The sequence below is a fragment of the Melghirimyces profundicolus genome, assembly GCF_003054245.1.
In the GTDB taxonomy this organism is placed as follows: Bacteria; Bacillota; Bacilli; order Thermoactinomycetales; family DSM-45169; genus Melghirimyces; species Melghirimyces profundicolus.
Map to the genome: position 1 here is coordinate 115,148 of NZ_QBKR01000003.1, position 25,412 is coordinate 140,559.

Genomic DNA, 25,412 nt, shown 5'->3' on the forward strand with positions numbered 1-25,412 from the left:
ATTCATTTTAAAATTCCATTCAAACTACTATTCTATCCTTTTCGTGTATCCATTACGAAGGAACCGGGGGGATCAAGGTGGATCGAAAGGAACGTTGGGAGAACATGGACCGCCGTGGATTTTTGAGGGAAACGGGTCGTTTGGCCATGATGGCGGCGGGCGCCGCAATCGCCGGGACGTTTCCGGTTCGGGAGGTGGAAGCTTCTCCGGTCTTCAGCGATTATCCGTTTTCTCTGGGGGTCGCTTCGGGAGATCCCCTTCCGGATGGGGTGGTGCTGTGGACGCGTCTGGCTCCCGATCCGTTGAACGGCGGGGGAATGCCGGCCCGGGACGTCCCCGTTCAATGGGAAGTGGCGAAGGACCGAAATTTTACCAACATTGTGCGGAGAGGAACGGAGTTGGCCCGTTATGATTTGGCTCATTCTGTTCATGTGGAAGTGGAGGGGTTGGAGCCGGGACGGGAGTATTACTACCGGTTCCGGGCCGGCAGCGAGGTGAGCCCGGAAGGAAGAACCAAGACGGCGCCGGGGCGGGGGGCCGCACTGGAGACGTTCACCTTTGCCTTTGCTTCCTGCCAACAGTATGAGCACGGCTACTATACCGCCTACCGCCACATGGCCCGTGAGAATCTGGATCTGGTGGTCCATTTGGGCGATTACATCTACGAATACGGGCCGGACGAATATGTATCCAAAACAGGAAACGTCCGGCACCACAACAGTCCGGAGATCCTGACCCTGGAAGACTACCGGAACCGTCATGCCCAGTACCGATCGGACAAGGACCTGCAGGCGGCCCACGCCGCTTTTCCCTGGGTGGTGACCTGGGATGACCATGAAGTGGAAAACAACTACGCTGACCACATCCCGGAAAAGGGGCAGGACCCCGAAGCCTTTATCCGCCGCCGCGCCGCTGCCTACCAGGCTTATTACGAGCACATGCCCCTGCGTCGCTCGTCGCTGCCGAAAGGACCGGACCTGAAGCTGTACCGGCGGCTCACCTTCGGCAATCTGGTCCAATTCCACGTGTTGGACACCCGGCAGTACCGGGACGACCAGGCCAACGGGGACGGGTTCAAGGCCCCGAACGAAGAGTCGCTCGACCCCAACCGGACGCTTCTCGGAAAGGAGCAGGAAGCGTGGCTGTTCGACGGGCTGCGAAACTCCCCTGCCCGGTGGAATGTCTTGGCCCAGCAGATCTTTTTTGCGGAGCTGGACATTCAAACGGGGCCCGGCAAGTTGCTCAACATGGATGCCTGGGACGGATATGCCGCTTCCCGGAACCGACTTTTGGAATTGTTTGGGGAGGGGTCCGTATCCAACCCCGTCGTGATTACGGGGGACGTTCACGCCAGTTGGGCCAATGACCTGAAAGCCGATTTTGACAACCCCGAGTCCCCCATCGTCGGGTCGGAATTTGTGGGAACGTCGATCACCTCCGGCGGCAACGGTTCCGACATCCGTGCCGAAACACCCGTCCTGCTGGAGGAAAACCCGCATATCCGCTTTTTTAACGACTACCGGGGATACGTCCGCTGCACCCTGACCCCGGACCGCTGGCAGACCGACTACCGTGTCGTTCCCTATGTCAACCAACCGGGCGCCCCAATCTATACCCGGGCCTCCTTTCTTGTGGAAAACGGAAAGCCCGGCATGAAACAGACCGGAGACCATCCCATCCCCGGGGGCGAGGCTCAAACCTCCGAAGTGGAGAAGGACCGACTGAAGGCACAGGACCGGGCACACGAAAGGCAGAAAGCCAAGGTGACCCGATAACCCACCTCTTTGTTCCCGGCCCCATTTTCATCCCCACCCTTCCCCAATGCGGAAGGGTGTTTGATTTTATGCCCTGGCTTCCCGGGAGCGGCTTCGGGTAAATGTCGCCGCTCACTTTTTCACCATACTTTTAAGGACGTATCATGGCCCTGATGCGTTACTTTTTATAAAATCCCGCGAAACTGTCGCCGAAAATGACACGTTCGGATGCATGTCCTCGTTCCCGAAGAGGATTTGTCCTGAAAGGCGAAACTAAAGTTGATGCTACATCTTGCGGTTATTATACGACCCGTTTTTTCGGAACCATTGGGCGGCTGGTTGAATAATCCTGTATCAACTCAAAAAGATAAAGGGATCGTCGTTGATTCCAATGTATCCTTATACATCTCTACCACAGCCTAAAAGGATGATCGCGCCGATGGGATTGATTCAGGCCCGCTCGACGTGATGCGCGACCTTGAGATTCCCGACATGCCGGCCACTGACGCCGGAACGATCCCCAGCTTCTTTCTCCGACACCTATATGCAGTTCAATCATAGCAGTGGCTCGCGGGAAGTAAAAGTTAGAGAGATGTCGGTCGCAAGCACATTGCGGGGGTGATTGTGCATGAGTCCATTGGCATAAACAAACGGAGTGGGCTTGCATGCTTTGGGGTCGTGCGCACATTACCGCGGCCGACCAGAACGGGCGGAACTTCATAGCCGATGTCGGCATGGGCGATTTGTGGTACTTTTCCCCCCCGGACACACTCGATTCAAAGGCTGGAGGAATCGTAACTTCCGCCATTCTCACGAGGCATCCATTTTGCATAAGATGAATTATTTATAAAAAGGAATGAGAATAATGCCTCCTTTTGTAAAAATAGGGAGCATTAAGATTAATAATATTGCTAATAACGGGTCGTTTAACGTTGGAAGTACGCTCCACAACAGCCACACAGCAAACACTAAAGCTCAGGGGACGAATATGTCAGTAGGAGATTTATCTCCGGCGAAATCCCAAATGAATAATGGTCTATCTGATAATGATTTAAGCGATCAAGGCCAATTCGGAAACCCGTCTTCCCCGGTAAATAAATCACTTTGATTAATGAATGCTGAACAAACGCATCATCCTGCTGTTCATGCGCGACTTGTGCTCTGTGAGAAAAAGCCGGAGCGGCGTTGGTTAAATGCTGCCGCTCACTTTTTCACAACGCTTCTGGGGGAGTGGTAGGGAACCCGGACTGTCTTCCACCATTTTTCGGTTTTCTCAAAGCCGGACAGGCCGTCCCCACCCTGTTCAAAAAATTCGAACTTAAATTTCACGGAAAAAAGGGAAACCCGCCTTCTCCGTGGAAAGGTATGAGGAGAAGGAGGGTGAAGAAAATGGAGAAAGCGGAAGCGTATCAAGAGAAGGAAAAAGAGATGGAAACCAAGGTCGAAGACCGGAATGCCGAAAAGCCGTCCCTCGAAATGAGGGACGGTCTGAAAGGGCTCAGGGAAAACCTGAAAGATTTTCTGAGGAATGAGACCGAGAAACGCAAAAAATCCCGTGAGAAAACCCCGCTTCTGATGGAAGAAGTGAAAGAGGAGATCCTGCAGGAAGAGGAAACGGAAAGAGAACCGGCGGCGCTTCCTTCCATGGTGACAATCGTGCGCAATCAGGAAGCCATGATGGCCCGCCAGGAAAAGATGACGGAAGAGCTCCAAACCCTTCGCAATCTCGTCGACCAGCTGATTTACGGCGTGCGCCGTCCCTGAAAGGCCGGGCTTTCCCGCCCGGCCTTTCTCTTTCCCGGTTGCCGCTAAGCAAAGGTTTCGACAAAAATGACAGCCCGGCCGTCCCGGGTGACACTGCGGCTGACAGACAAACCGATTCATCGGCGGAAGTCGGTTTTTTGTCGCTCCTTCATGCGGGTTCCCCACCGGGAATAAGCTGATGATTGACGGGTGTCCTTTCAGGGACTATACTTCTCCTGCGTAGAAGTGAACGGGAGGGAACGATGATGAGTGAAACGGAAGTCGGCAAGAGAGCGGAAAAAACCCCCCTTTCCCCGGCATGGGATCCGTGGGACCCGTGGTACACCCGGAGCCGAAAAGGTCGGCATGAACTGACGGGCGTGGAGTTCACCGTCACCCAGCTCTGCAACCTTCGTTGTGAACACTGTGCCGTCGGGGAGGCGTTGGTGAAGGAGGAAGGGATCCCGCTTCCGGCCGATCAGCTGATCCGGAGACTCGAGGAAGTGGAGAACCTGCAGACCCTCAGCATTACCGGCGGGGAGCCGGTATTGAGTCCCCGGATCGTGAAAGAGACGATCCGGCCTTTGCTCCGGTATGCCCGGGACCGGGGGGTGTACACCCAACTCAACTCCAACCTGACCCTCCCGTTGTCCCGGTACGAAGATTGGGTCGCCGACGTGGACGTTTTACATATCTCCTACAATTACCGGGATGAAGCGGACTTTCACCGGATCGCCTTTGAAAAATACGGGCGTGAGGTGACACCGAAGGCCGCGGATAAGTTATTCAGACAGATGGTGGAGAACGCGAAGGCCCTCTCCGACGCCGGGGTGTTCGTTTCCGCCGAGACCCTGTTAAGCCCTTTCACCTCCCCTCATATCGATCGGATTCACCGGGATGTGGCCGGGATGGGGTGTCGCCGGCATGAAGTCCACCCCCTCTATCCCAGTGATTTCGCCAGGGGAATGGAGCTGATCGATCTGGAGACGTTCCGGGAAACCGTGATCCGTCTCCTGGATTGGAGGGATCCGGGGGTTTGGATCCTGTTCGGAACCCTCCCCTTTTATCCTTGCAGTGAAGAGGAAGCGGACAGGGATCTGTGGCTGCGCCTTCACCGGGAGGAAAACGTCACTGTCCGGCATGATCCCGATGGCAGGAACCGGCTCAACGTCCATGCCTTCACCGGGGATGTGATCGTAACCGACTTCGGGGACGTCCCGCCCCTCGGCAACATTTATTCGGACCGGCTGGAGGAGGTCTTCAACCGCTGGCTGAAACACCCTTTGGCTCGCCGGCACCACTGTTATTGTCCTGAAGCCCGTTGCACCGGCCCCAATATCCTCGTGGCCGATGCTTATTATTCCGGAGTGGATTTTCAAAAACGAAAAGCCCTCGTTTCGCTGGACGGGGATCCGGATTGAAACCGGAGGGCCGGGTGACCGGATTCCCGGCTTTTTTTTGGATGGATCAACGCGCGTATCCATTGTTTCGTACGGCCGGGAATCGATGATCGAAATATGGATTTTGATAAAAAAACCCCACGGTCGTGTCCATGGGGCACTCTCTATGCAATTTCGTCAATTGGCGGAGTGATTTTTTTCTGCCTGTAGTTCGTGACAATCGCAACAAGTGCCGTAAAGGGTACCATTTTTCTCCCCATCGACGTAATCAATAACCGTGTCGCAGGTTTGGCAGACAAGGGCCTCCATGGATGATCCCCCTTTACAAGTAAGCGCTTTAATAAATGTGTCACATTAATATTATTATGTTATACAGTTTACGTCAACACATGGAATAATGTTTCATTATTCATGTCGTATCCCGTTGTAAATCCCATATATCCTTACAGCCTTTTTATTATACGGAATTGGAAACACAAGAAACCCCCGGAGGGACCGGGGGGTGAATCGATTATCTCCGGTAAGGATAATAAGGCGGTCGGTACGGCGGGTAGTAAGGCGGCCGGTAAGGCGGGTAATATGGACGACGGTACGGCGGGTAGTAAGGTGGCCGATAGTAGGGCGGATAATAAGGCGGATACCGCCGGCGCTGCTCGGTGTCGAGGTCCTCCTCCTCTTCGGGGTACGATGTGGTCTGGCTGTAGGGATCCGGGGAAAAACCGTAGGGATCCGGGGAAAAACCGTAGGGGTCCGGCCAGCCGTAGGCTGCCTGCTGTGGATCAAAACCTTCCTGGGCCGGTTGCCAGGGATCCTGACCGAACCCGTACTGACTCACCGTGGGGTGCGCCCAATCGTATCCGTAGGGATAAGGAGCCCCGTAATCCGGTTGGGCTTCCTGCTCTTGTCCGGAAGAGCGGGCTTCCGGTTGGTTTTCCCGTTCCTTTCGTTCCTGATCGGACAACCTTCCTCTCCTCCTTTTTCACCGTAAATAGGCTTACACCACAAATGTATGTGGGTGGGACTGTTTTTTGTTTGTCCACGGACAATTTATGCCGGATAAATCACCGTTTGCATAAATTGGAATCCAAAAGGATTTTCAGGTTTCTTTGGAAAAGTGGTAGGGATCAAGGATTTCCAGAATGTTCCTTATGGCGAAAGGGGTGGCCCAAGGTGATCGTCAGGGAAGAGAAAGACCGGTACATCCTGATCCGTCAGCATGACCACGGACGGGTCTCCGGGGATATTGCAGACCATTGGAAGGAAACGCCGGACGCGTCCACGCGGACGGCCGTCCGTTATCATGACGTGGGGTGGGAAGAGTTGGACCGATCGGTCCGGTGGAACCCGAAGACCGGCAAACCGTATTCCTTTGTGGATCATCCGATGGAGGACAAAATACGCGCCTATCATTCGGGAGTGAACCGGGTGGAAGAGATGGACGGGTGGGCCGCCTGTCTTTGCAGCATGCATTATGTCTCTTTTTTTTCCAAACCCCGGGAAGAAGCGGCCGTCCGGTTCGTCGAAAGGGAAACAGAGCGGCAACGCAGATGGACCGGCGGGACGGGAGAAGCGGACCGGCGAAAGCTGGAGGAACGTCTGCGCTTTTTGAAGCTGTGCGATGATCTCTCATTGTTTCTCTGTCTCAATTCACCGGGAAAAAACGAACACCCCTGGTACCGGGCCGGGTTTCGCTCCGGGAGCGAACGCTTCCTTCCGAGGTGGGAAGAAACAGATCTCCTGCGCCTGGAACCCCTGCCCTTTTTCGTCACCTTTGAAGTGGTCCTTCCGTACCAAGAGATCAGCTTCTCCGGGAAGCCGCTGAAAGAGGGGGTCCACCGGATCCGGGTTGCCGGGGAGGACTGAGACTCCCATCTTTTCATTCCCATGACCGTTCCCATTGGATATAATGGGAGATGACGCCTTCCGGCCGGTCCCGCCGGGTGATGGAAGGGCCGGTGAAGCACTAAAAGCGTTGTGATTTCATGTTCGTTTCGAGAAAAGGAGAAGCGTTTACCCAAAATAGCGACTTTGCTGTCCTGCCCAGCGGAGCGGACAGTGCTCTCTGCAGGACAGCATAGCGAGACCGGGGAGAGAGCGACCCAGGCGAGACTTGTGCTCCGTGAGTGCATAGCGAGACCGGGGAGAGAGCGACCCAGGCGAGACTTGTGCTCTGTGGTACAGCCGGAGCGGCTTGGGTAAATGCTGCCGCCACTTTTTCACAACGCTTCTAAGAGAGAGGGGAGAAGCGGGATGATTCGAGCGGTGATCTTTGACTTTGACGGGCTGATTTTGGATACGGAAACGTCCGAATACCGGACCTTTGCGGAAATATACGAACAATACGGGGCCCAGCTTCCGATGGAGTCCTGGGCACGGGTCGTCGGCAGTTCGGACAGCGATTTCGATCCGTACGACTATCTGGAGAAGCACGTGGGTCGTCCGTTGGATCGCGGGGATCTGGAGAGCAGGCGGCGGGAGCGTCACCTTGCGTATATTGAGGAGGAAGACATTCTTCCCGGTGTCCGGGAAGTCCTGGAACAGGCCCGTGAGCTCGGCTGGAAAGTCGGGCTGGCTTCCAGCTCCACCCGAAGCTGGGTGGAAGGATACTTGAACAAACTGGGGATCCGCCCTCATTTCCAATGTCTCCGGACCCGCGACGACGTGGAACGGACCAAGCCCGACCCCGCTCTGTACCGGCTGGCGGCGGAATGCCTGGGAGTGGATCCGTCGGAAGCGGTGGCGCTGGAAGACTCCCCGAACGGGGCTCTCGCCGCCAAACGGGCCGGGATGAGATGCATTGCCGTTCCGAACTCTGTCACAAAGCATTTCGCCTTCGGGGACATTGACTTGCGGCTGGATTCCTTGGAAGAACTGGATCTGAAAGCCTGGGCGGACCGAGTGGAGAAAACCGCCACGGGTAAGTGAAAGAAGGTCCGCAGGGAAAGCGGTGCGGAGACGGCAATCGCGCCCCAGTCCCAGTTTGTAAATCATCCGGGGGTTTCTTTTTTACTCCATGGAGAGGGGAGAACGGGGAGATGAAGGTGTCCGGATTCAACCATGTGACCATCCGTGTCACCGACTTGAAAGCATCGCTCCATTTTTACGTGGAAGTTCTCGGGATGGAACTGGTTCACCGGGGACGCCTGGATGCCTACCTCGAGTGGGGGACGGCCTGGGTCTGTCTGATCGAGAGGGAAGGAGAAGCGATCCGGGAGGAAAACCCGGGCCCCGGGGTGGATCATGTGGCCTTCTCGATCGCGGAAGAAGACTTCGATGAAGCGGTGGAACAACTTCGCCTGCACCGGGTCCCTGTTGTCCGGGGGCCGGTGGAACGGGGCGGCGGCCGGGTGATCAACTTTCTCGACCCCGACGGCACCCAATTGGAGCTGAATACAGGGGATCTCCGCGGACGGATGAAAGTCTGGGTCTGATTTTCCGGGAATGGAATCGCGATCAGAGACCGGGAGGGATCGGTTCCCCCATGCGAATCGCCATGACAGGATCTTCGGGATTGATCGGCAGCACATTGGTCCGTCACCTGACCGGCACGGGACACGAGGTAACCCGTGTGGTCCGGAGCCATACGGACCGGAAGAAGAAAGGCTTTGAAATTCGTTGGAGTCCGGACCGGGGAGAAATCGATGCCGCCGGGTTGGAAGGCCATGAGGCGGTCATTCATCTGGCGGGAGAGAACATCGCCTCCGGACGCTGGACGCGAAAAAAGAAGGAACAAATTCTGAAAAGTCGGCAGGAAGGGACGCAGTTACTTGCCCGAACCCTGGCCGGGCTCAAACATCCACCGAAGGTGTTGCTGTCCGCTTCCGCTGTTGGGTATTACGGTAACCGGCCTCCCGGAATCAAAGTGGATGAAGGAACCCCGGCAGGAAACGGGTTTCTCGCACGGGTGTCGATGGAGTGGGAACGGGCGACCCGGGCGGCCGTTGACGCGGGGATCCGGGTGGCCCACATGCGCTTCGGGATGGTGCTGAGCCGAAAGGGAGGGGCGCTGGCGACCATGCTCCCCCTCTTCAAACTGGGGCTGGGCGGGCGAATCGGGCGGGGCCGTCAAATGATGAGCTGGATCGCACGGGACGAGATCCCCCATGTGGTGGATTTCCTGCTGGAACGGGAGGACCTGTCCGGACCGGTGAATATTGTCGCTCCCGCACCGGTCAACAATGAGGAGTTCACCCGCACGTTGGGACGGATCCTCCGCCGGCCGACTCCGTTCCCCCTGCCGGGTCCGATCGCCCGGGTGGTTTTGGGGGAGATGGCGGAGGAGTTGCTCCTCGGAGGAAACCAAACGCTTCCGAAGAAGCTGTTGGAATCGGAGTGCCGCTTTCGATGGCCCCACCTTGAAAAAGCGCTTCGTCACGAATTGAATAAGGAAGACGGCCACCGGTGAACTTCCGGTGGTTTTTTCCTTCCCCCACTCGGCCATCCCCTGTCCCGGGTTGAATCCGGGGTGGAATCGGGAACAATGGTACTATATTCCGTTTACCCATCATTAAAAAGTGAAGAGAATCGGTTGAATCGCTTCACAGGTCATCAAATGGGTGAGGGGGTGTACGGGTGAAGCGAAAATGGGGATCGTTGGCCGTTTTCCTGGTGTTCTGCTCCATTGTCGCGGCTCTGGGAGGGAGGGTGTCGGATCCCGATCCGGGATCATGGTATGATCGGTTGCAAAAACCGTTCTTCCACCCTCCCGGATGGGTTTTCGGTCCGGTGTGGACGGTATGGTACGTTCTGATTGCGATTTCCGGCTGGATGGTCTGGGAGGGAAAGGATTCGACGGAACGTCGGTATGCGCTGTTGTTCTGGGGAGGACTGGTACTCCTCAATCTGGTGTGGACCTGTTTGTTCTTCGCGTATCAGTTCCCTGGCGCGGCCCTGTTGGAAATCCTTCTGTTGTGGTTTTTCATCGGGGCTTTTGTGATCGCCGCCTGGAAAGTGACCCGGACGGCCGCGGTGCTGTTGCTCCCCTATTGGATCTGGGTCACTTTTGTCGCATTTTACAACCTGAACATCTGGTGGTTGAATTAAAAGGAGGCTGTCGGCATACGGCACCGGTTTTTCATCGGGAGGTGGAAGGATGAACTGGGAGTCGGACGTCCCCGTTCTGCGCGTCGGGATCAGCAGTTGTCTGCTCGGCGAGCGGGTGAGATACAACGGGGCTCACAAATACCATCGGTTTATCAATCGGGAGCTGGGACGTTTCTTCCGGTGGGTGCCTGTCTGCCCCGAGGTGGAACTGGGGTTGGGGGTCCCCCGGGAAACGATCCGGCTGGAGTCAGACGGCAGGGAAGCCGCCCCCCGCCTGGTTGCGACGAAGACCCGGCGGGATCTGACGGAGGCCATGGAAGCGTATTCGGAACGCCGCCTGGCGGAGCTTTCCAAGGAACCTCTTCACGGCTACATCCTGAAAAAAGGTTCCCCTTCCTGCGGTCTCCGGGAGATTCCCATCCACCACCACGGAGAAGAAGAGAAAGAAGAGGGGCGCGGGTTGTTTGCCGAAGCGTTGCTGCGACGGTTTCCCGGGCTCCCGGTGGCGGAGGAGACGGAGCTGGAAGATCCGGGAAGGCTGGCTGTCTTTATCGGCCGGGTGGCCGCCCGGTGGAGGTGGCTTTCCTTTCTTTCGCGGAATCCCGGGTCCGGGGATCTGGTTGAGTTTCACACCCGTCAGAAGCTGAGCCTCCTGTCCCACAGCCGGGATCTGTACACCCGTCTCGGCCGGATCGCCGCCGACGGGGATCGCCCCGTGGAGGAGCGGCTGAAAACGTATGGAGAGCATTTCATGGAGGCGGTGGCGAAACCCGCCACCCGGAAGCGGCACACCGATGTACTCACCCATTTGGAGGGACGCCTGAAAGACTTCCTTCCGGCGGAAGAAAAAGGGGAGATCCGGGAAGCGATCGAAGCGTTCCGGAAGGGGAGACTTCCCCTGACCGTTCCTCTTACCCTGCTTCGGTACCATTTCATGCGGAGGAAGGATGACTGGGCGAAGGAACAGACCTACCTGAATCCACTCCCCATCGAGTGGCTGTGGAAGCGGGAGGTGGATGCAGAGGAAGAGGGATGGGAGGATGAATGAATGCTGACACTCCGGAAGCTGACAACGGCGGATTTTCCCCGTCTCATCGAATGGACCGACTCCCCGGAATTTCTCCTTCAGTGGGCCGGTCCACGCTTTCATTTCCCCCTGGATGAGGCGCAGCTGGCCGGCCACCTGAAAGGAAACGAAGGAAAGAATGCCGAGCGGATCAATTTCAAGGCGATCGAAGAAGCATCCGGGGAGATGGTGGGACATGTGGAGCTGAACCGAATCGACCGGGAGCACCGGTCCGCCACCCTGGCCCGGGTTCTGCTGGACCCGGCACGCCGGGGCGGCGGGCTGGGCACGGCCATGGTTCGCGAAGCGGTTCGTTATGCCTTCGGAGAACTCGACCTTCACCGGCTGGACCTGTATGTTTTCGATTTTAACCGCTCCGCCATCCGGAGCTACGAACGGGCGGGGTTTCGGTGGGAAGGGACGATGCGGGATGCCCGGAAAATGGGGGATGAGTACTGGAATCTGTGTATCATGAGCCTCCTGCAACCGGAATGGAATCCATGACCGGAAACCGGGGGAAGCCGGTCTCCCATGTTCATTGACATAGAAATGGGAATTATATCGTTCATCGATCGGAAGATGGAAGAAATGAAAAAATTTGTTTCGTAAAATTCTAAAAAATATACACCCAGGGGTAGAGAAGGAAACATTTTCTTGTGATAAATTTAATAATGGAATCAAAACCGTACATTTTTACGGGAAGAAAGGGGAACGAGTTCGTGGAAGACTTTGATAGCTCCCGTTTTATGAGGATGGAGTTTGAGCCGTTTTTGGTTGAAGGTTCGGAACCCCTTAAGAATGCCGTGAAGCGGGGCGAGATCCAGGAGGAAGATACCGTCTTGGTGGTGGGGCGCGGCGGGGAATACCGGGCCTTTTCGATGTACCAGATGACCTACAACAAAGTGGCCCAAGGAAGCTTGAACGGGTTGCCCTACCTGGCGACCTACTGTCCGATTTGCCATACCGGGACTGCCATGGTCCCCGTCATCGACGGGAAGGAATTTCATTTCCGGTGTGTCGGGGTGCACAATGGCATTGCCATGCTTCAGGACCGGGAGACGGATTCCTACTGGAACCATGTGACCGGGGAATGTGTGGAAGGGCCCCTGAAGGGAAAGAAAATGGACATGCTCCTTCTGGGGCAGATGACCGCCCGGCAAGCGTTGAAGAAGTACCCGAACCTGCATCTCTCCCTGGCCAAACAGAGCTGGCTTCACCGGATGCTGACCCCGATCATGAACTATTTCGGAAAACACGGGATTTATCCGCCGGGATACAAAAAGACGATCATCAAGCGGGACGAGCGTCTCCCGGATATGACCAGCGGTGTAGGCGTCTTCACGAAGGAAGAGCAGAAGTTTTATCCCATCGACACCATCGAGAAAGCCGGGGGGAAATTGAGTGACCGCCTCGCCGGACGACCCGTCACCGTCATCGTGGATGAGGACGGGTTTCCGGAAGCGTACTACGAAGACACAGAGGACGGAGAGGACATTCCCCAGTATCTGTACACCCGCTGGTTTGGGTTTTCGATTACCTATCCCGGTTGTAAGATCCATCAGGCGGGATAACCCGGAAATCATTCCTTGCCATATGTCCTGGGAAGAGTCCGTTTCATACGGGCTCTTTTTCGTGACTCTGTTTTTCTGTTTGAATTTGGAAGGATTGAAAACGTATTTGATTTTAAATCATTTGATTTCGATGGTGAAAACGAACAGAAAGATATGATACATTTGGACTGAACCGTTCCGGACTGTGGATCCGCTTTGGGATGGATCAGGAAAGGAGCTTGCCCCTCACAGCCGAAGATCTGAAGAGAGAAGCTTTGGAAGCAACTTTTTTGGAGGTTCACCCATCAACCAAGGAAAAGCGAGGGAGCCCCATTGCAGGAGTTTGATCTTTCCCGTTTTAAGAAATCCCCGATTTACCGTGTTTTGGGACACGATTTTGAACCGTTTCCGGTCGGGGGGTCCGAGCCTGTGAAACACGTGATCGGGCGCGGAGACATCAAGGAGAATGACACGTTGTTGGTGATCTGCCGGGGTGGAGAACGACTCGCGTTTTTGATGTATCAGATGACGTATCACCATGTGGCGCAGGGAACATTGGCCGGGGAACCCTTCATGATCAGCTATTGTGCCATCTGTCATGCCGGGACCGGTTTCGTGCCGGTTATAAAAGGTCGGGAATATCATTTCCATTGTGCCGGTGTCTACAATGGGAGCGCCATTCTGCAGGATCGGGAAACCCAATCCTTCTGGAACCCGGTGACCGGAGAATGCATGCACGGACCGTTGAAAGGGGAGCGGATGGAGATGCTGCTCCTGGGCCAAATGACGGCGGGACAAGCCCTGGAACGTTGGCCCGACCTTCGGTTGGCGCTGTCCAAACAGCCCGCGTGGCGGAAATACATCCTTTTGCCTTTCATGAATTTCGTCGGCCGGTTCGGCATCTATCCCCCCACGTTTAAAAGCACCATGCCCAAGAGAGATCCCCGTTTCCCCGACATGACCAGCGGGGTCGGCATCATGGCCGACGGTCTGAAAAAGTTTTACCCGATCGAGGAACTCGAAAAATCGGGCGGAGAGGTGACGGACGTTCTGAACCACCGTCCCTTCATCATCTCTGTGGATGAAGACGGTTTTCCGGATGTCTGGTACGAAGATGCTGAAGGTCCGGATGATGTTCCGCCCTACGTTTACACCCGTTGGTATGCGTTTTCCCTCACCTTTCCGGATTGCAAGGTGTTTGAACCGAGGTCGGAAGGGGAAACGGAAGCTGCATCCTGATTTGTGGAATCAATGATAGTCGAATATTTTTCTCTTAATATATTCTATTTCTATGGAAACCTGGCCTTCCTCTGCTGAAAGCGGAAAAGACATGTGCTAAATTAGAAAAGAAGAGAAGGAGGGAGAAGGATGGCGTTTGACATTGATCGTTTTATGAAACAGCAGTTTCATCCGTTTCCGGTCGCCGGTTCCGAACCGCTCAAGAACGCTGTCGGTCGCGGCGAGATCAAAAAGGATGACACGGTGCTGGTGTTGAACCGGGGCGGCGAGAGCCTTGCCTTCTGGATGTACCAGATGACGTACCACCATGTCGCCCAGGGGAAACTGGCCGGTGAGCCCTATATCGTCAACTATTGAGCGATCTGCCACAGTGGAACCAGTATGGTTCCCGTCATTGATGGAAAGGAACTTCACTTCTTCTGTGTGGGGGTATACGATGGTCTTGCCATCCTGCAGGACCGGGAAACCGGATCCTATTGGAACCACATCACCGGAGAGTGTGTCTATGGCCCCCTGAAAGGAAAGAAGATGGACAGCCTTCTGCTGGGTCAGATGACAGCGGGACAAGCCTTGGAACGGTGGCCCGATCTTCGGTTGGCCCTGTCGAAACAACCCCTGTTCCGGCGATTGGTGATTCAACCTGTGATGAACTGGTTTGGGAAATTCGGCATCTATCCCCCCGGATTCAAGAAGACCATGGTCAAACGGGACCACCGACTTCCGGACATGATGAGCGGCGTCGGGATCATGACCGGGAACGTGAAGAAGTTTTATCCCATCGACGCCATCGAAAAATCCGGCGGGGAAGTGCGGGATATTTTGGACGGTCGTCCGGTCAGCATCTCCGTTGACGAAGACGGCTTCCCGGATGTCAACTATGAAGACACCGACGACTGGGAAGACGTTCCTCAGTATCTTTACACCCGCTGGTACGGTTTCGCCCTCACCTATCCGGGATGTGAGATTTACCGGGAGAGTGAGGAGAAAAAGGAATCATCGGCTTCATGATGAGAAGGTCCGCAACCGGCGGGCCTTCTGTTTTTACAGGACGGTAGCCGTTCGGGTTCTACGGCCGGGAGGAGAATCGGAACCGCCGGCCGAAGAAAGCCGGGGAAGGGAGTGAGCCGATGCAAGAACGGGTGGGCGAGTGCTCCGGATGCGGGAAAGTCGTGTATTGCCTGGAGGGCTTCCTGAACGGGGTGGTTCTCGCGGACGGAAAAATCCGGTGCTTCGACTGTGATCGAAAGGGGAAGGAAAAGGAACTCAAAAGGGACGACCCCCGATGAAGGTCGTCCCTTTTGGGTATGGAGTTCAGGCGACTCAGTAGCGGACGGCGTCGTAGGCGTTGATCCGTCCGTGGGCCCAGTAGGTCCCCGTGCCGGGAGTCCAGTCGGCGGTGTTTTCGATCGCGGCACGGATGTTGCTCTTGCTCCTTCCCTGGGCGTCCAGTAGACCTGCCAATCCCGCCACGTGGGGGGTGGCCATCGAAGTGCCGCTCAGATAAGCGTAGCTGTTGGTCGGGTAGGTGGAGAGGATATCCACACCCGGAGCAGCCACGTCAACCCAGGTACCGTAGCTGGAGAAGGAAGCTTTGTTGTCGTTTGGGTCGGTTGCGCCGACGGCGATGGCGTTCGCATAAGCTGCGGGATAATGTTTGGTGCTGGTGCCGGCGTTCCCCGCGGCGGCCACCACGACGGCCCCGCGGTTCCAGGCGTAGTCGACCGCGCTTTTCAGAGTGGAGGAGCCGGAGGGGGACCCGAGGCTGAGGTTGATCACGTCAGAGCCGTAGTCGGCCGAATGGACGATGCCGTCGGCCACGTCGGCCAGGGTCCCGCTGCCGTTGGCGTCAAGGACGCGGACGGCGAAGATTTCCGCATTCGGTGCCATCCCGGCCACCCCGGTGGAGTTGTTGGTCTCGGCTGCGGCCGTTCCCGCCACGTGGGTGCCGTGTCCGTTGTAGTCATAGGGGTACCAGTCGTTACCGACGAAGTCATAGCCGCGGGTCACTTTGGCGTTCAGGTCCGGATGGTCATACTGGACCCCGGTGTCCACAATGGCGATCCGGGTGCTGCCGGAGCTGCGGGTGTAGTCCCAGGCGGCTTCCGCCTGAACCTTTTGGGGTCCCCACTGGTAGCTGTTGTAATAGGTGTCGTTGGGCACCCAGTCCGCTTTGAAGATGTAGTTCGGCTCGGCGTATTCCACGTCGGAATTTCCTTTATACTCTTGGATGGCTTCTTCCACGGATCGGCCTTTTACTTTCACCAAGTCGAACTTTACCTTTTTGTGGTCGTTGCGTTCTTTCAGCGTGGCATTTTCATTTTTGTGGGCTTGGGCTTTTTCGCTGTTCGTAGTGCCGGATTTGAACTTCACGATGACTTCGCCTTTCACATATTCGGCCTGATCCTTCGCTTTGGCATCCACGTCGGCTGCGGCCGGGGAGAAGAGAAGCCCCAGGGTCAGAGCCAGGGCGGAAGAAAGACTGAGAAACCGTTTCAATGGAAACCCTCCCTGAAATTTTATGGATGAAACGCCGGGACGGTTGATCCTGACGTCGCACCATTCAGATCATTTGAAAAACGATTATTGGGCGAGGGGGAACCCGAAGCCGGAGGCGATGTCATCTCCGCTGCCGGCATCGAGACCGCCCTGGATATCGTTGGTCTTGGCGCGGTTCTGCAGTTCGTCGCGAAGTTGATGGTTGTTCCAAGACGGGTTGGCTGCCCAGATCTTCGCGGCCAGACCGGAGATGTGCGGAGTGGCCATGGAGGTTCCGCTGATGGTGTTGTAGCCGCCGTCTTTCCAGGTGGACTCGATTGTCCGGCCCGGAGCGGAGACTTCCACGTCACGCTCTTGAATCACATCGTCCCCCACCGTGTCCGGGTTGCCCCGGGAGGAGAAATCGGCCACCCGATAGGTTCCGTTTTCCTGAACGTCCTCCAAAGCCGCCACCGCCACGGCGTTGGCCAGGGCGCCGGGGTAACCGATCGTATCCGGGTCAGGACCGTCGTTACCGGCAGCCGCCACGACAAGAGCGCCATTGTTGTACGCGTAGGTGACAGCGTCGGCGATCAGGCTGTCTTTGCTGGAGGAGCCGAGAGACATGGAGATGACCACGTTCACCCCGAGGCGGTTCCCTTCATCTGCCGCATGCCGGATGGCGTTGGCTATGTCATCGGACCAGCCGAAACCACTGTTCCCGAGGACTTTGTACGCCCACAGTTTGGCATCAGGGGCCACTCCGTAGATCCCCAGGCCGTCGGATCCGCCGTCAGCCAGCACGGTACCGGCGACATGGGTGCCGTGACCGTTTTTGTCGGTGCAAGCCCCGTTTTTCATTCCCCTTCCGGAGGTAAAATCCTTGCATTGCTCGGCGTTACCAGCCAGATCCGCGTGGTCGATGTAAGTACCGGTGTCCAGGACGGCGACCCGGGTGCCGGATCCGCCGGAAGTGGATGGTATCGAGGAAATGTTGTAGATGGCTTCAATCCCCCAAGGGGTCTGGTCCGACGGGGTTGCGGAACGGGTTGCCTCCGCTTTTACGGTTCCAACGGTTTTTGCTTTTTGCACCTTCCGGATTTCCAAGTCCTTGCGGTTCTTAAGCCCTTCGTACTGCTTTTGGTTGACATCGGTGGTAAACCCCTTTTTTCCGAAATCCCACCGCTCACCGTACTTTTGTTTCAGCTCCCGCTTGTCCTCTTTGTCAGCTTGGATCAGAACCCGGAATTTCTCCGGTGAAGAAGAGTCGGCTGCCGAGGCCCCGGCACCAGGGCTGAAAGCCGTGAACACCAGAGAGCAAGACAGCAATACGCTCCCCAACAATTTAAAATTTTTTGCCTTCAAACAGTTCACTCCCTCGTATAAATGGCTTGGAAGATCCTCCATAAGCACTATAACACAAACATCTGAAAATTTGTATAGATTTAATAGTTTAGTAATAATGTTAATTGGGACATCTTGTTTTCGCGCATAAAAGCGCGAAATATATTAGAATTACAATATGGTTAATAAAGGTAATTACCGTTCAAGTACAACCAACAGACGAGGAAACCAAACTTTTCCTTTGGGGGTTGACTTCTCGTTCCTGTCGTGGAGATTGATAGATTGATAATGGATCGGATGTATTTTCCATAATCCAGCCGAGACCAGTAATACCCTGATTATGTAAGATGAAACTGCCTGCGGAGGAAGCGAAATAAGGATTGAGAAATGGGCAGAAAATTTATATAATATCAAACAGACAGACTGGTCGGTCTTCCGTTGGTTCATGGATCGCTGAAGAGGTGAAAAGAAATGGAACAATCCCCCACCAAAGACCGGATCATCCGGACCGCTCTCCGCCTGTTCGAAAGCTGCGGCTACTCCCGCGTGTCCGTGGATCAGATCGTGAAGGAGAGCGGAACTTCCAAAGGGGGGTTTTATCACAACTTTACATCGAAAGATGAACTTCTCTACATGATCCACGACTTTTGTGTCACTCATGCCCTGGAAAAGGCGGAAGAAGCCATCGAAAGGCATGACAATGCCAAGGAACAGCTGCGTGGCATCATCCGCTCTTTCGTCCTGCTGTTCGACACTTACCAATCCCATCTGGCCATTTTCAATGAAGAGAGCTTGCATCTGTCCCGGGAATACCTGAAGAAGATCGAAGGGAAGCGGGATCGTTACAAAAGGTTACTCCATCAGGTGATTGAGGAAGGGGTGAAAAACGGCGAATTCCGTTCGAACTCCAATGTAACGATCGTCACCATGGCGGTCTTGGGAATGATCAACTGGATCTATAAATGGTACAGACCGGACGGCGACTTTTCCCTGGAGGAAATCGCCGATATCTACACGGACTTTGTGATGAACGGCCTGTTACCTGAGTAATTTTTGATGAACCCGCAATGTTTTGCCCGATCAGACCGACCGGTCGGTACCGCGTGGGTCCATCTCGGTTGTGGAAAATACATCAGGGGAGGAAGGGCAGATGAATTTTGAGTTGACAAAAGAACAGCAAATGGTCCGGAACATGGTGCGGGATTTTGCCGAAAACGAGGTGAAGCCGAAGGCGGACCATGTGGACCGCACCGGGGAGTTCCCCGTCGAGACCTTCCGGAAAATGGGGGAACTCGGTCTGTTGGGGATTCCTTTTTCTGAAAAGTACGGCGGATCCGGCGGGGACACCGTGTCCTATGCCCTGGCAGTGGAAGAAATCGGCCGGGCCTGCGGAAGCACGGGGTTGAGCTATGCCGCCGCCGTCTCCCTGGGGGCGAGTCCCCTCTACTATTTCGGAACGGAAGAACAAAAGCGGAAGTACCTCGTGCCCCTCGCTTCCGGCAAGGAACTGGGCGCCTTCGGGCTGACCGAACCCAATGCCGGTTCCGACGCGGGAGGCACACGGACCACCGCCGTGCTGGAGAACGGGGAATACATCCTCAACGGGGAGAAGTGTTTCATCACCAACGCCGGATATGCGAAGGTCATTATCGTGACCGCTGTGACCGGGAAAGACGCGAGAGGAAAAAACATGATCTCCGCCATCATCGTCCCCTCTGACGCCCCGGGAGTGACCATCAACAGCCATTATGAAAAAATGGGACTCCGTGGCTCCAACACGAGCGAAATTATTTTGCAAGACGTCCGGGTTCCGCAGGAAAACCTGCTCGGCGATCCGAATAAAGGGTTCAGTCAGTTTTTGCATACCCTGGACGGCGGCAGGATCTCGATCGGGGCGCTGGCGCTGGGAATCGCTCAGGCGGCTTATGACAAAGCCCTTCAGTACGCCAAGGAGCGAAAACAGTTCGGACAGTCCATCTCCAAACTCCAGGCAATCCAGTTCAAGTTGGCGGATATGGCGATGAACCTGGAACTGGCACGTAACATGGTGCTGAAGGCCGCCTGGCTGAAAGACCAGGGAAAACCGTTCACGAAGGAATCCGCCTTTGCCAAACTGTTCGCCTCCGAAATGGCCACCAAAATATGCAACGAAGCGATCCAGATTCACGGCGGATACGGGTACATGCGGGAGTACGAAGTGGAGCGCTACCTGAGGGACGTGAAACTGATGGAGATCGGGGAGGGCACATCGGAAATCCAGCGGCTCGTCATCGCCCGGCAGCTGGGGTGTTGAAAACGCGGCGAGGTTCAGGGAACCTGAACTCTATGAACGGTTTTCAGCCGTGGGAATGCTTTTTTCATCATGACGCTTGCTTTCGGCGAACCCCCCTTTTTCATCCTTACGACGCTCCTCTCAGGGGAGGGGATCGATGCTGGTAATGGAAGAGGGGATCCGGTCAGGAAAAGGAGTAGGACCCAGCATGTCCCCCGGTTCCCGGATGCCTTGGCCCCTTCCGTTTGAAAGAGTGAACGACGCTTGTTCGGTGAATCTCCGGGTGATCCCTGTGGACCATGGTCCACCGAGCCGGAAACAACGGCATTTATACGTTTCATCCCGGGTGATCCATCCAATGTGGGAAAAAGCCTCGAATGAACACCGAGGCTTTTTGTATAGCAATGGATTCGACATTTCGTCTTTCATTTTTCTTTAAGGCCCGAATGCAGAATATTAACGATCATGGACCTTTTTTGTTTATTGTGTTATTTTAGAAATCAGAAAACTGCATGGGGTGGTGAGGAGTTGCCAAAGGTATTGTTCCGTGTGCTGCTGATGGTTCTGATTCCCGGCTTGGTTTCATTTTCGTTTGTTTCCACTCAGACGGTGAACGCCGACAGTTCCGGGGATTTCCTGGAGGGTCCGGCGCCGCCGGGAGCCAATGATCCTGACTGCCGCCCGGATGAAGAGCATCCGGAGCCTGTTGTGCTGGTACCGGGAACTTTTGAAACCATGGCGCAAAACTGGGCGGTGCTGGCTCCCTTTTTGTCGAAAAAGGGGTACTGTGTGTATGCCCTCAATTACGGTTTCAGCAAAGCCGGTCCCTCCACCGGCCCGATCGAAGAATCGGCATCCGAACTGAAAGCCTTTGTGGAACAGGTCCTCGCCCACACAGGAGCCGAAAAGGTATCCATCGTCGGACACAGTCAGGGCGGGATGATGCCCCGTTACTACCTGAAGTTTCTCGGCGGGGCGGGCAACGTGGAGGACCTCATCGGATTGGCCCCCTCCAACCATGGGACCGAAGGCCTGGCCGGGCTGAAAGCGACATGGCCGGCCGTCGACCTCTTCTCCTGTGCAGCCTGCCGGCAGCAACAGGCGGGGTCGGAGTTTCTGCGGAAACTGAACGAAGGGGAGGAGGCACCGGGATCGGTCTCCTACACGGTGGTGGCGACACGCACCGATGAGGTGGTTGTTCCCTGCACCTCCGGTTTTCTGAAGGGGCCGCCTTCCCGAGTGGCCAACATAACCCTGCAAGACGTGTATCCTTACGATCAGGTGGAGCACCTGGGAATCCCCTACGATCCCCACGCCTTTCAGTTTGTTTTGGACGCCCTGGCCCATCCCGGGCCGGCCGATCCCGACCGGGTGAGGTAAGTCTCCCGACCCCACCCGGAAAGCCTTCTTTAACGAAGGAGATCGGGAAGAACCAATGGCGAGAAAGGAGAGCGCTTTCATGCCGATGATGCCGGCACCTTCTCCTGATGGAGGGGTGGAAACAAAGTATCCCTACGGGGAAGAGCACATCGGAACGACCGAGTTGAATCCGAGTTACCGGGTCGACCTCCGAAACCCCGGGCCGGAGGAACTGGACCGGTTGTTCGAGTCGGACCAGGTGAAGGACTGGTCCCAGCTGAGCTGGAAGGATGCCGGTCGGCCCTATCGGGTGGAAAATATGGCCGAAGGAAAGAAGAAGTGGGAAGCGGAAGCGAATGAGGACATGTCCGTCAAGACGTCCTGGGAGCACTTTAACCGTTCCTTCCACGAATGGTTCGTCAAAGATGTCCCCCGGGAGCTGAACGAGACCAAGAGCAACTTGAAACAGCATCTGTCCCGGTTCCGGTGGTCGGAGGTCAAAGCCGCCCTGGGCGATTACATGCGCCTTTCCCTGTGGAATTACGTCCAACGGGTGGAAGACGGAATCTGGGACCCGCGGGGCAAGCGGGCGTTGTTCCGTGGGCTGGATGTGGAGAAGCCGCGCATTCTTTTTCTGGGGGCCGCGGAAGGGTACGAGGCCATGCAGCTCTCCGCCATGTATCCCGGCGGCGAGGCCGTCCTGGTCGATTATGACGCCTTCTGCAAGACGGATCGTTACGGCCGCTTCCCGGACTCCTACCCTTTCCTGGGGACCAACCCGGCCACCGGAGGGCCGGAGGTTTGGTACAAAGAGCAGATGAAGATCGAATACATCGTGGATGATATCCGAAACCTCGCCTTCGGCCGTGAATTCGACATCGTCCTCAGTGTTGGACTGCTGGAACATTTCCCCGACGAGTACAAGCCGGAAGTCCTGGACTGGCACCGGAAGTTTCTGAAACCGGGAGGTGTTGCCATCCTCACCACCCCCCGGGATCAAGTGAAATCCCGTCTCTATTACAAAATCATGGCCGACGTGATGAACTATACCTACCGGGAACTGATGAACATCCGGCAGATGGGGCTGTACCTCCACGAAAACGGTTTCGGCATCCTGCGGCACGGGATCATCAAGGTTCACAACGGGATCGTCGCCAAGCCGCGGTGAAGAGGTATTCGAAAGGCGGGGATCCTTTTTCAGTTTCCAATCGATGCAGAAAGCCATCCTTCCGGTGTGTTGAAATCATCGGTTTGACATCCGCCAATGAGTTTTCTATGATGGCGATAACCCATTGAATTTTTCAACCAAGGAGTACAGGGGTGCCTGCGGGCTGAGAGGGACAAGGTCCCAACCCTTTGAACCTGATCCGGGTCATACCGGCGAAGGGAGTACCGGCTGTTTTTTTGCATTGATCAAGGCCGCTCCCCCCGGAGCGGCCTTTTTCCGTCGGGTTCCACTGTACTCGGGAAGGAGAGGGGATTTTTTATGAAACTGAAAGGAAAGACCGTGCTGGTGACCGGCGGGAGCCGGGGATTGGGGGCCTCCATCTGCCGGGCTTTTGCGGCCGAAGGCGCCTCCGTTGCCGTTAACTACCGGGAAAGCAAGGACAAGGCCGAAGCGGTGGTAAATGAGATCACTTCTTCCGGAGGCAGGGCGATCGCCATTCAGGCGGACGTTCGCGACGAAGAAGCGGTACGACGGATGGTGAAGGAGATTGAAGGAGAGTGGGGACCCGTTGAGATCCTGGTCAACAACGCCCTGTACCGGTATGAGTTTGATCCCGATCATCGCTCCCCATCCGATACCCTGACTTGGGAGGAAATGCAAAATCAGCTGGACGGGACGCTGAAGGGCACCTTCCATTGTGTGCAGGCCGTGCTAAAAAAGATGAAGGAGCAGCAGTTCGGCCGGATCATCAACATCGGGACCAATCTGGTCAATCACCCGGTGGTTCCTTACCACGATTACACCGCGGCCAAAGCGGCCCTGATGGGTTTCACCCGCACCTTGGCCGCGGAACTGGGTCCCTTTAACATCACGGTGAACACAGTGGCGGGGGGCTTGCTCGACCGAACCCGGGCCAGCCGGAAAACCTCCGACGAAGTCTTTGAACTCGTCCGTTCCATCACTCCCCTCCGGCGGGTTACCCGACCGGACGATGTGGCCGGCGCCGTCTTGTTCTTCGCCTCGGACTGGGCGCGACAGATCACCGGGCAGTATCTGATCGTGGATGGGGGTCTGGTGATGAACTGAATGGATGGGTAGGCGGCCGATTGGTGGTTACCACCCCTGAAATGGCACGGGGAAATGCCTTGTGTTGATCGATCATCGGATCAGCCTCTTCCCCCTTTTAAATATACAGGAGACACCCATCACCCCGTCTTGGCAGAAGGCGGGGTGATGGGTTCTTATAAGAGTGTGGAAGGTCTTTCAACGAAAGAAGCGAAGATATTCCTAACATTCTTTTAATGGCTGGTTAATGTGGCTGCACTACCATAACAGTGTTCGATCTTTTCAGGTTTGGAGGGAATGGGATGCTTCGGTGGTTCAGGGCATGTTTCTGTTTTCACGGGAAGATCATCTTCCGATCTTGTTGTCAGGGGGATAACAGTCACCTTTTCGAATTTTGACAGAAAGTTACAAAATTAATCGAAAGCCAATCTAACAGAGATGAGGGGGATTTTGGTGAGCGAAAAGGGAAAAATCAGCCGCCGTCACTTTTTGAAGATGACGGGGGTGAGTGCGGCGGGTCTTGTCATTGCAAACAGTCTTCCCATGGGACTCGGGGCGGCCAACGCTCAAACTCATTCATCCGGTTCCGGCGGCTACGGCAAACTGGTCCCGGATCCGGGAGGCGTGCTGGATTTGCCGGAGGGCTTTCAGTACCGGATCATCTCCGAAGAGGGTAAGAAGCTCTCCAACGGGGCCCCGATCCCCGGGGACTTTGACGGGATGGCGGCATTTCCGGGGCCGGGGGACACCACGGTCCTCGTACGGAATCATGAGCTGCGTCCGGAAGACGGTTCGGCCGTCTTCGGAAAGAACCCCTATGACCGATTGGAACCCGGCGGGACCACCGGGATCGTGGTCGGATCGGACCGGAAAAAAATCCGGGAGTTTGTGACCTCCTCCGGCACCCGGAACAACTGCGCCGGCGGGGCAACTCCTTGGGGGACGTGGTTGACATGCGAAGAAGACCGCACGGAGGGACACGGTTATGTTTTTGAGGTAATGCCCGACGATCCGGAAAACGATCTGTCGAAGACCCCGATCCGGGAGATGGGTTTCTTTTCCCATGAAGCGGCAGCCATCGACCCGGCCACCGGGATCACTTATCTGACCGAGGACGATTTCCGTGGCACCATCGATCCGGAGGATCCCCTCAATGACACGCGTTCCAGTTTTCTTTACCGCTACATCCCGAATGATCGGAGCATGAAACCGGGTGCGCTGCAAAAAGGCGGCAAACTCCAGGCCCTGGCTATTGAAGAAAAGGTTTCGCCCGATGCCGATCTGTTCAACCCGGGTCAGCGTTTCGGAGTGATCTGGAAGGATGTGAATTCGGAAGAACCCCACGATGATGCCCTGAAAAAGGGCTGCGTCCGTTTCAACCGGCTGGAGGGAGCCTTTTTCGCCGCCGGAGCGTTCTGGTTCGACGACACCGCAGGAGGCGAAAAGCGTCTGGGACAAATCTACCGTTACATTCCGGCGACGGAAACGTTGGAGCTGTTTTATGAAGCCACGGAAGCGAAGAAGATGGAAAGCCCGGACAACATCTGCATGAGCCCCTGGGGCGATCTCTGGTTCGTGGAAGACGGGGACGGGGAGGACCGGATCATGGGAATCACTCCCGAAGGGGAGATTTACCCCTTTGCCCGGAACCGGCTGAATGACTCGGAGTTGTGCGGTCCCACCTTTTCCCCGGACGGAAGGACCTTCTTTGTCAACATCCAGAGCCCGGGGCTGACGTTCGCGATCTGGGGACCATTCCAGCAAAAGAATCCCGTGCGGCGGCGACAGATGGCCCATGCGGCCCCCGGTGAAACCTTCGCTCCGAATACAAAGGGGCTGGAGGAAGCCGTGGAACGGTACGGACTGAGCCCCTTGGAAGCGGCGGCCTACAGGCGTCACAACGTTCCGTTGGGTTGAACGGAGGGAATAGAGGG

The 25,412-nt window shown here is 56.0% G+C and carries 26 protein-coding genes, 1 pseudogene and 1 riboswitch; of the genes and pseudogenes, 23 read left to right on the forward strand and 4 right to left on the reverse strand.

The window, feature by feature from the left end; all coding sequences use genetic code 11:
• The first annotated feature begins 77 nt into the window (after positions 1–77).
• The 5 genes and pseudogenes from C8P63_RS03240 to yfkAB all read left to right on the forward strand — a co-directional run bounded on the left by C8P63_RS03240 (position 78) and on the right by yfkAB (position 4,918).
• Positions 78–1,775: an alkaline phosphatase D family protein gene (locus C8P63_RS03240; RefSeq protein ID WP_425437231.1), complete on the forward strand. Its 1,698-nt coding sequence runs from the start codon at positions 78–80 to the stop codon at positions 1,773–1,775.
• A 370-nt stretch (positions 1,776–2,145) separates the two neighbouring features.
• A pseudogene (locus C8P63_RS19455) lies at positions 2,146–2,543 on the forward strand (cupin domain-containing protein); the annotation flags it as partial.
• A gap of 76 nt (positions 2,544–2,619) precedes the next feature.
• Positions 2,620–2,862 (forward strand): spore germination protein, encoded by a 243-nt coding sequence (locus C8P63_RS03255; RefSeq protein WP_108021903.1) that lies wholly within the window; start codon positions 2,620–2,622, stop codon positions 2,860–2,862.
• 272 nt (positions 2,863–3,134) lie between these two features.
• Positions 3,135–3,518 carry a hypothetical protein gene (locus tag C8P63_RS03260; protein ID WP_146172100.1) on the forward strand — a complete coding sequence of 128 codons (384 nt, stop codon included), beginning with the start codon at positions 3,135–3,137 and terminating at the stop codon, positions 3,516–3,518.
• Positions 3,519–3,763: 245 nt separating this feature from the next.
• A complete protein-coding gene (yfkAB, locus tag C8P63_RS03265) occupies positions 3,764–4,918 on the forward strand; it encodes a radical SAM/CxCxxxxC motif protein YfkAB (RefSeq protein WP_108021905.1) in 1,155 nt (384 codons plus the stop codon).
• Between the two features lie 156 nt (positions 4,919–5,074).
• On the opposite strand, the gene C8P63_RS03270 is transcribed toward yfkAB, so the two are convergent.
• The gene (locus tag C8P63_RS03270; RefSeq protein ID WP_108021906.1) at positions 5,075–5,206 is read right to left on the reverse strand and encodes a GapA-binding peptide SR1P; all 132 of its coding nucleotides are present in this window, start codon (positions 5,204–5,206) and stop codon (positions 5,075–5,077) included.
• Positions 5,207–5,408: 202 nt separating this feature from the next.
• On the reverse strand, positions 5,409–5,858 hold the full coding sequence (locus C8P63_RS19350) for a hypothetical protein (RefSeq protein ID WP_211308235.1): 450 nt from the start codon (positions 5,856–5,858) through the stop codon (positions 5,409–5,411).
• A gap of 209 nt (positions 5,859–6,067) precedes the next feature.
• Between C8P63_RS19350 and C8P63_RS18935 the strand changes: the two genes are divergently transcribed.
• The 12 genes from C8P63_RS18935 to C8P63_RS18940 all read left to right on the forward strand — a co-directional run bounded on the left by C8P63_RS18935 (position 6,068) and on the right by C8P63_RS18940 (position 15,081).
• On the forward strand, positions 6,068–6,760 hold the full coding sequence (locus C8P63_RS18935) for a DUF3891 family protein (protein ID WP_170109469.1): 693 nt from the start codon (positions 6,068–6,070) through the stop codon (positions 6,758–6,760).
• Positions 6,761–7,147: 387 nt separating this feature from the next.
• Positions 7,148–7,822, forward strand: coding sequence for an HAD family hydrolase (locus C8P63_RS03285; RefSeq protein WP_108021907.1), 675 nt, complete (start codon positions 7,148–7,150; stop codon positions 7,820–7,822).
• Positions 7,823–7,932: 110 nt separating this feature from the next.
• On the forward strand, positions 7,933–8,328 hold the full coding sequence (locus tag C8P63_RS03290) for a VOC family protein (protein WP_108021908.1): 396 nt from the start codon (positions 7,933–7,935) through the stop codon (positions 8,326–8,328).
• Between the two features lie 50 nt (positions 8,329–8,378).
• Positions 8,379–9,302, forward strand: a complete 924-nt coding sequence (locus C8P63_RS03295) for a TIGR01777 family oxidoreductase (RefSeq protein ID WP_108021909.1) — start codon at positions 8,379–8,381, stop codon at positions 9,300–9,302.
• Positions 9,303–9,469: 167 nt separating this feature from the next.
• Positions 9,470–9,940 (forward strand): TspO/MBR family protein, encoded by a 471-nt coding sequence (locus C8P63_RS03300; protein WP_108021910.1) that lies wholly within the window; start codon positions 9,470–9,472, stop codon positions 9,938–9,940.
• A 49-nt stretch (positions 9,941–9,989) separates the two neighbouring features.
• Positions 9,990–10,988 carry a YbgA family protein gene (locus tag C8P63_RS03305; RefSeq protein ID WP_108021911.1) on the forward strand — a complete coding sequence of 333 codons (999 nt, stop codon included), beginning with the start codon at positions 9,990–9,992 and terminating at the stop codon, positions 10,986–10,988.
• On the forward strand, positions 10,989–11,510 hold the full coding sequence (locus tag C8P63_RS03310) for a GNAT family N-acetyltransferase (RefSeq protein WP_108021912.1): 522 nt from the start codon (positions 10,989–10,991) through the stop codon (positions 11,508–11,510).
• Between the two features lie 215 nt (positions 11,511–11,725).
• A complete protein-coding gene (locus C8P63_RS03315; protein ID WP_170109470.1) occupies positions 11,726–12,577 on the forward strand; it encodes a DUF3179 domain-containing (seleno)protein in 852 nt (283 codons plus the stop codon).
• A gap of 408 nt (positions 12,578–12,985) precedes the next feature.
• On the forward strand, positions 12,986–13,795 hold the full coding sequence (locus C8P63_RS03320; protein WP_170109471.1) for a DUF3179 domain-containing (seleno)protein: 810 nt from the start codon (positions 12,986–12,988) through the stop codon (positions 13,793–13,795).
• 129 nt (positions 13,796–13,924) lie between these two features.
• Positions 13,925–14,152, forward strand: coding sequence for a DUF3179 domain-containing (seleno)protein (locus C8P63_RS19875; RefSeq protein WP_108021915.1), 228 nt, complete (start codon positions 13,925–13,927; stop codon positions 14,150–14,152).
• A 3-nt stretch (positions 14,153–14,155) separates the two neighbouring features.
• Complete coding sequence (locus C8P63_RS03330; RefSeq protein ID WP_342748049.1) at positions 14,156–14,803, forward strand: DUF3179 domain-containing (seleno)protein; 648 nt, start codon at positions 14,156–14,158, stop codon at positions 14,801–14,803.
• 119 nt (positions 14,804–14,922) lie between these two features.
• The gene (locus tag C8P63_RS18940; protein WP_170109472.1) at positions 14,923–15,081 is read left to right on the forward strand and encodes a hypothetical protein; all 159 of its coding nucleotides are present in this window, start codon (positions 14,923–14,925) and stop codon (positions 15,079–15,081) included.
• A 34-nt stretch (positions 15,082–15,115) separates the two neighbouring features.
• Here C8P63_RS18940 and C8P63_RS03335 read toward each other — a convergent pair whose 3' ends face one another.
• Complete coding sequence (locus tag C8P63_RS03335; protein ID WP_108021917.1) at positions 15,116–16,291, reverse strand: S8 family peptidase; 1,176 nt, start codon at positions 16,289–16,291, stop codon at positions 15,116–15,118.
• An 84-nt stretch (positions 16,292–16,375) separates the two neighbouring features.
• On the reverse strand, positions 16,376–17,635 hold the full coding sequence (locus C8P63_RS03340) for a S8 family peptidase (protein WP_245920648.1): 1,260 nt from the start codon (positions 17,633–17,635) through the stop codon (positions 16,376–16,378).
• Between the two features lie 450 nt (positions 17,636–18,085).
• Here C8P63_RS03340 and C8P63_RS03345 point away from each other — a divergent pair, with 450 nt between their 5' ends.
• The 6 genes from C8P63_RS03345 to C8P63_RS03375 all read left to right on the forward strand — a co-directional run bounded on the left by C8P63_RS03345 (position 18,086) and on the right by C8P63_RS03375 (position 25,395).
• Positions 18,086–18,664 carry a TetR/AcrR family transcriptional regulator gene (locus tag C8P63_RS03345; RefSeq protein WP_108021919.1) on the forward strand — a complete coding sequence of 193 codons (579 nt, stop codon included), beginning with the start codon at positions 18,086–18,088 and terminating at the stop codon, positions 18,662–18,664.
• Between the two features lie 100 nt (positions 18,665–18,764).
• Positions 18,765–19,907: an acyl-CoA dehydrogenase family protein gene (locus C8P63_RS03350; RefSeq protein WP_108021920.1), complete on the forward strand. Its 1,143-nt coding sequence runs from the start codon at positions 18,765–18,767 to the stop codon at positions 19,905–19,907.
• Positions 19,908–20,414: 507 nt separating this feature from the next.
• Complete coding sequence (locus C8P63_RS03360) at positions 20,415–21,266, forward strand: esterase/lipase family protein (RefSeq protein ID WP_170109473.1); 852 nt, start codon at positions 20,415–20,417, stop codon at positions 21,264–21,266.
• Positions 21,267–21,345: 79 nt separating this feature from the next.
• The gene (locus tag C8P63_RS03365) at positions 21,346–22,413 is read left to right on the forward strand and encodes a class I SAM-dependent methyltransferase (RefSeq protein ID WP_342748048.1); all 1,068 of its coding nucleotides are present in this window, start codon (positions 21,346–21,348) and stop codon (positions 22,411–22,413) included.
• A 138-nt stretch (positions 22,414–22,551) separates the two neighbouring features.
• Positions 22,552–22,651, forward strand: a riboswitch (TPP riboswitch).
• Between the two features lie 80 nt (positions 22,652–22,731).
• Complete coding sequence (locus tag C8P63_RS03370; RefSeq protein ID WP_108021923.1) at positions 22,732–23,499, forward strand: 3-oxoacyl-ACP reductase; 768 nt, start codon at positions 22,732–22,734, stop codon at positions 23,497–23,499.
• 432 nt (positions 23,500–23,931) lie between these two features.
• Positions 23,932–25,395, forward strand: coding sequence for an alkaline phosphatase PhoX (locus C8P63_RS03375; RefSeq protein ID WP_245920649.1), 1,464 nt, complete (start codon positions 23,932–23,934; stop codon positions 25,393–25,395).
• Positions 25,396–25,412 lie beyond the last annotated feature (17 nt).

Coding starts and splice junctions, on each gene's coding strand:
- C8P63_RS03345 (WP_108021919.1), top strand. CDS start 18,086: ATGGAACAATCCCCCACCAAAGACCGGATCATCCGGACCGCTCTCCGC.
- C8P63_RS03350 (WP_108021920.1), top strand. CDS start 18,765: ATGAATTTTGAGTTGACAAAAGAACAGCAAATGGTCCGGAACATGGTG.
- C8P63_RS19875 (WP_108021915.1), top strand. CDS start 13,925: ATGGCGTTTGACATTGATCGTTTTATGAAACAGCAGTTTCATCCGTTT.
- yfkAB (WP_108021905.1), top strand. CDS start 3,764: ATGAGTGAAACGGAAGTCGGCAAGAGAGCGGAAAAAACCCCCCTTTCC.
- C8P63_RS03255 (WP_108021903.1), top strand. CDS start 2,620: ATGCCTCCTTTTGTAAAAATAGGGAGCATTAAGATTAATAATATTGCT.
- C8P63_RS03305 (WP_108021911.1), top strand. CDS start 9,990: ATGAACTGGGAGTCGGACGTCCCCGTTCTGCGCGTCGGGATCAGCAGT.
- C8P63_RS03270 (WP_108021906.1), bottom strand. CDS start 5,206: ATGGAGGCCCTTGTCTGCCAAACCTGCGACACGGTTATTGATTACGTC.
- C8P63_RS03370 (WP_108021923.1), top strand. CDS start 22,732: ATGAAACTGAAAGGAAAGACCGTGCTGGTGACCGGCGGGAGCCGGGGA.
- C8P63_RS03285 (WP_108021907.1), top strand. CDS start 7,148: ATGATTCGAGCGGTGATCTTTGACTTTGACGGGCTGATTTTGGATACG.
- C8P63_RS03295 (WP_108021909.1), top strand. CDS start 8,379: ATGCGAATCGCCATGACAGGATCTTCGGGATTGATCGGCAGCACATTG.
- C8P63_RS18940 (WP_170109472.1), top strand. CDS start 14,923: ATGCAAGAACGGGTGGGCGAGTGCTCCGGATGCGGGAAAGTCGTGTAT.
- C8P63_RS03290 (WP_108021908.1), top strand. CDS start 7,933: ATGAAGGTGTCCGGATTCAACCATGTGACCATCCGTGTCACCGACTTG.
- C8P63_RS03365 (WP_342748048.1), top strand. CDS start 21,346: ATGCCGATGATGCCGGCACCTTCTCCTGATGGAGGGGTGGAAACAAAG.
- C8P63_RS03310 (WP_108021912.1), top strand. CDS start 10,989: ATGCTGACACTCCGGAAGCTGACAACGGCGGATTTTCCCCGTCTCATC.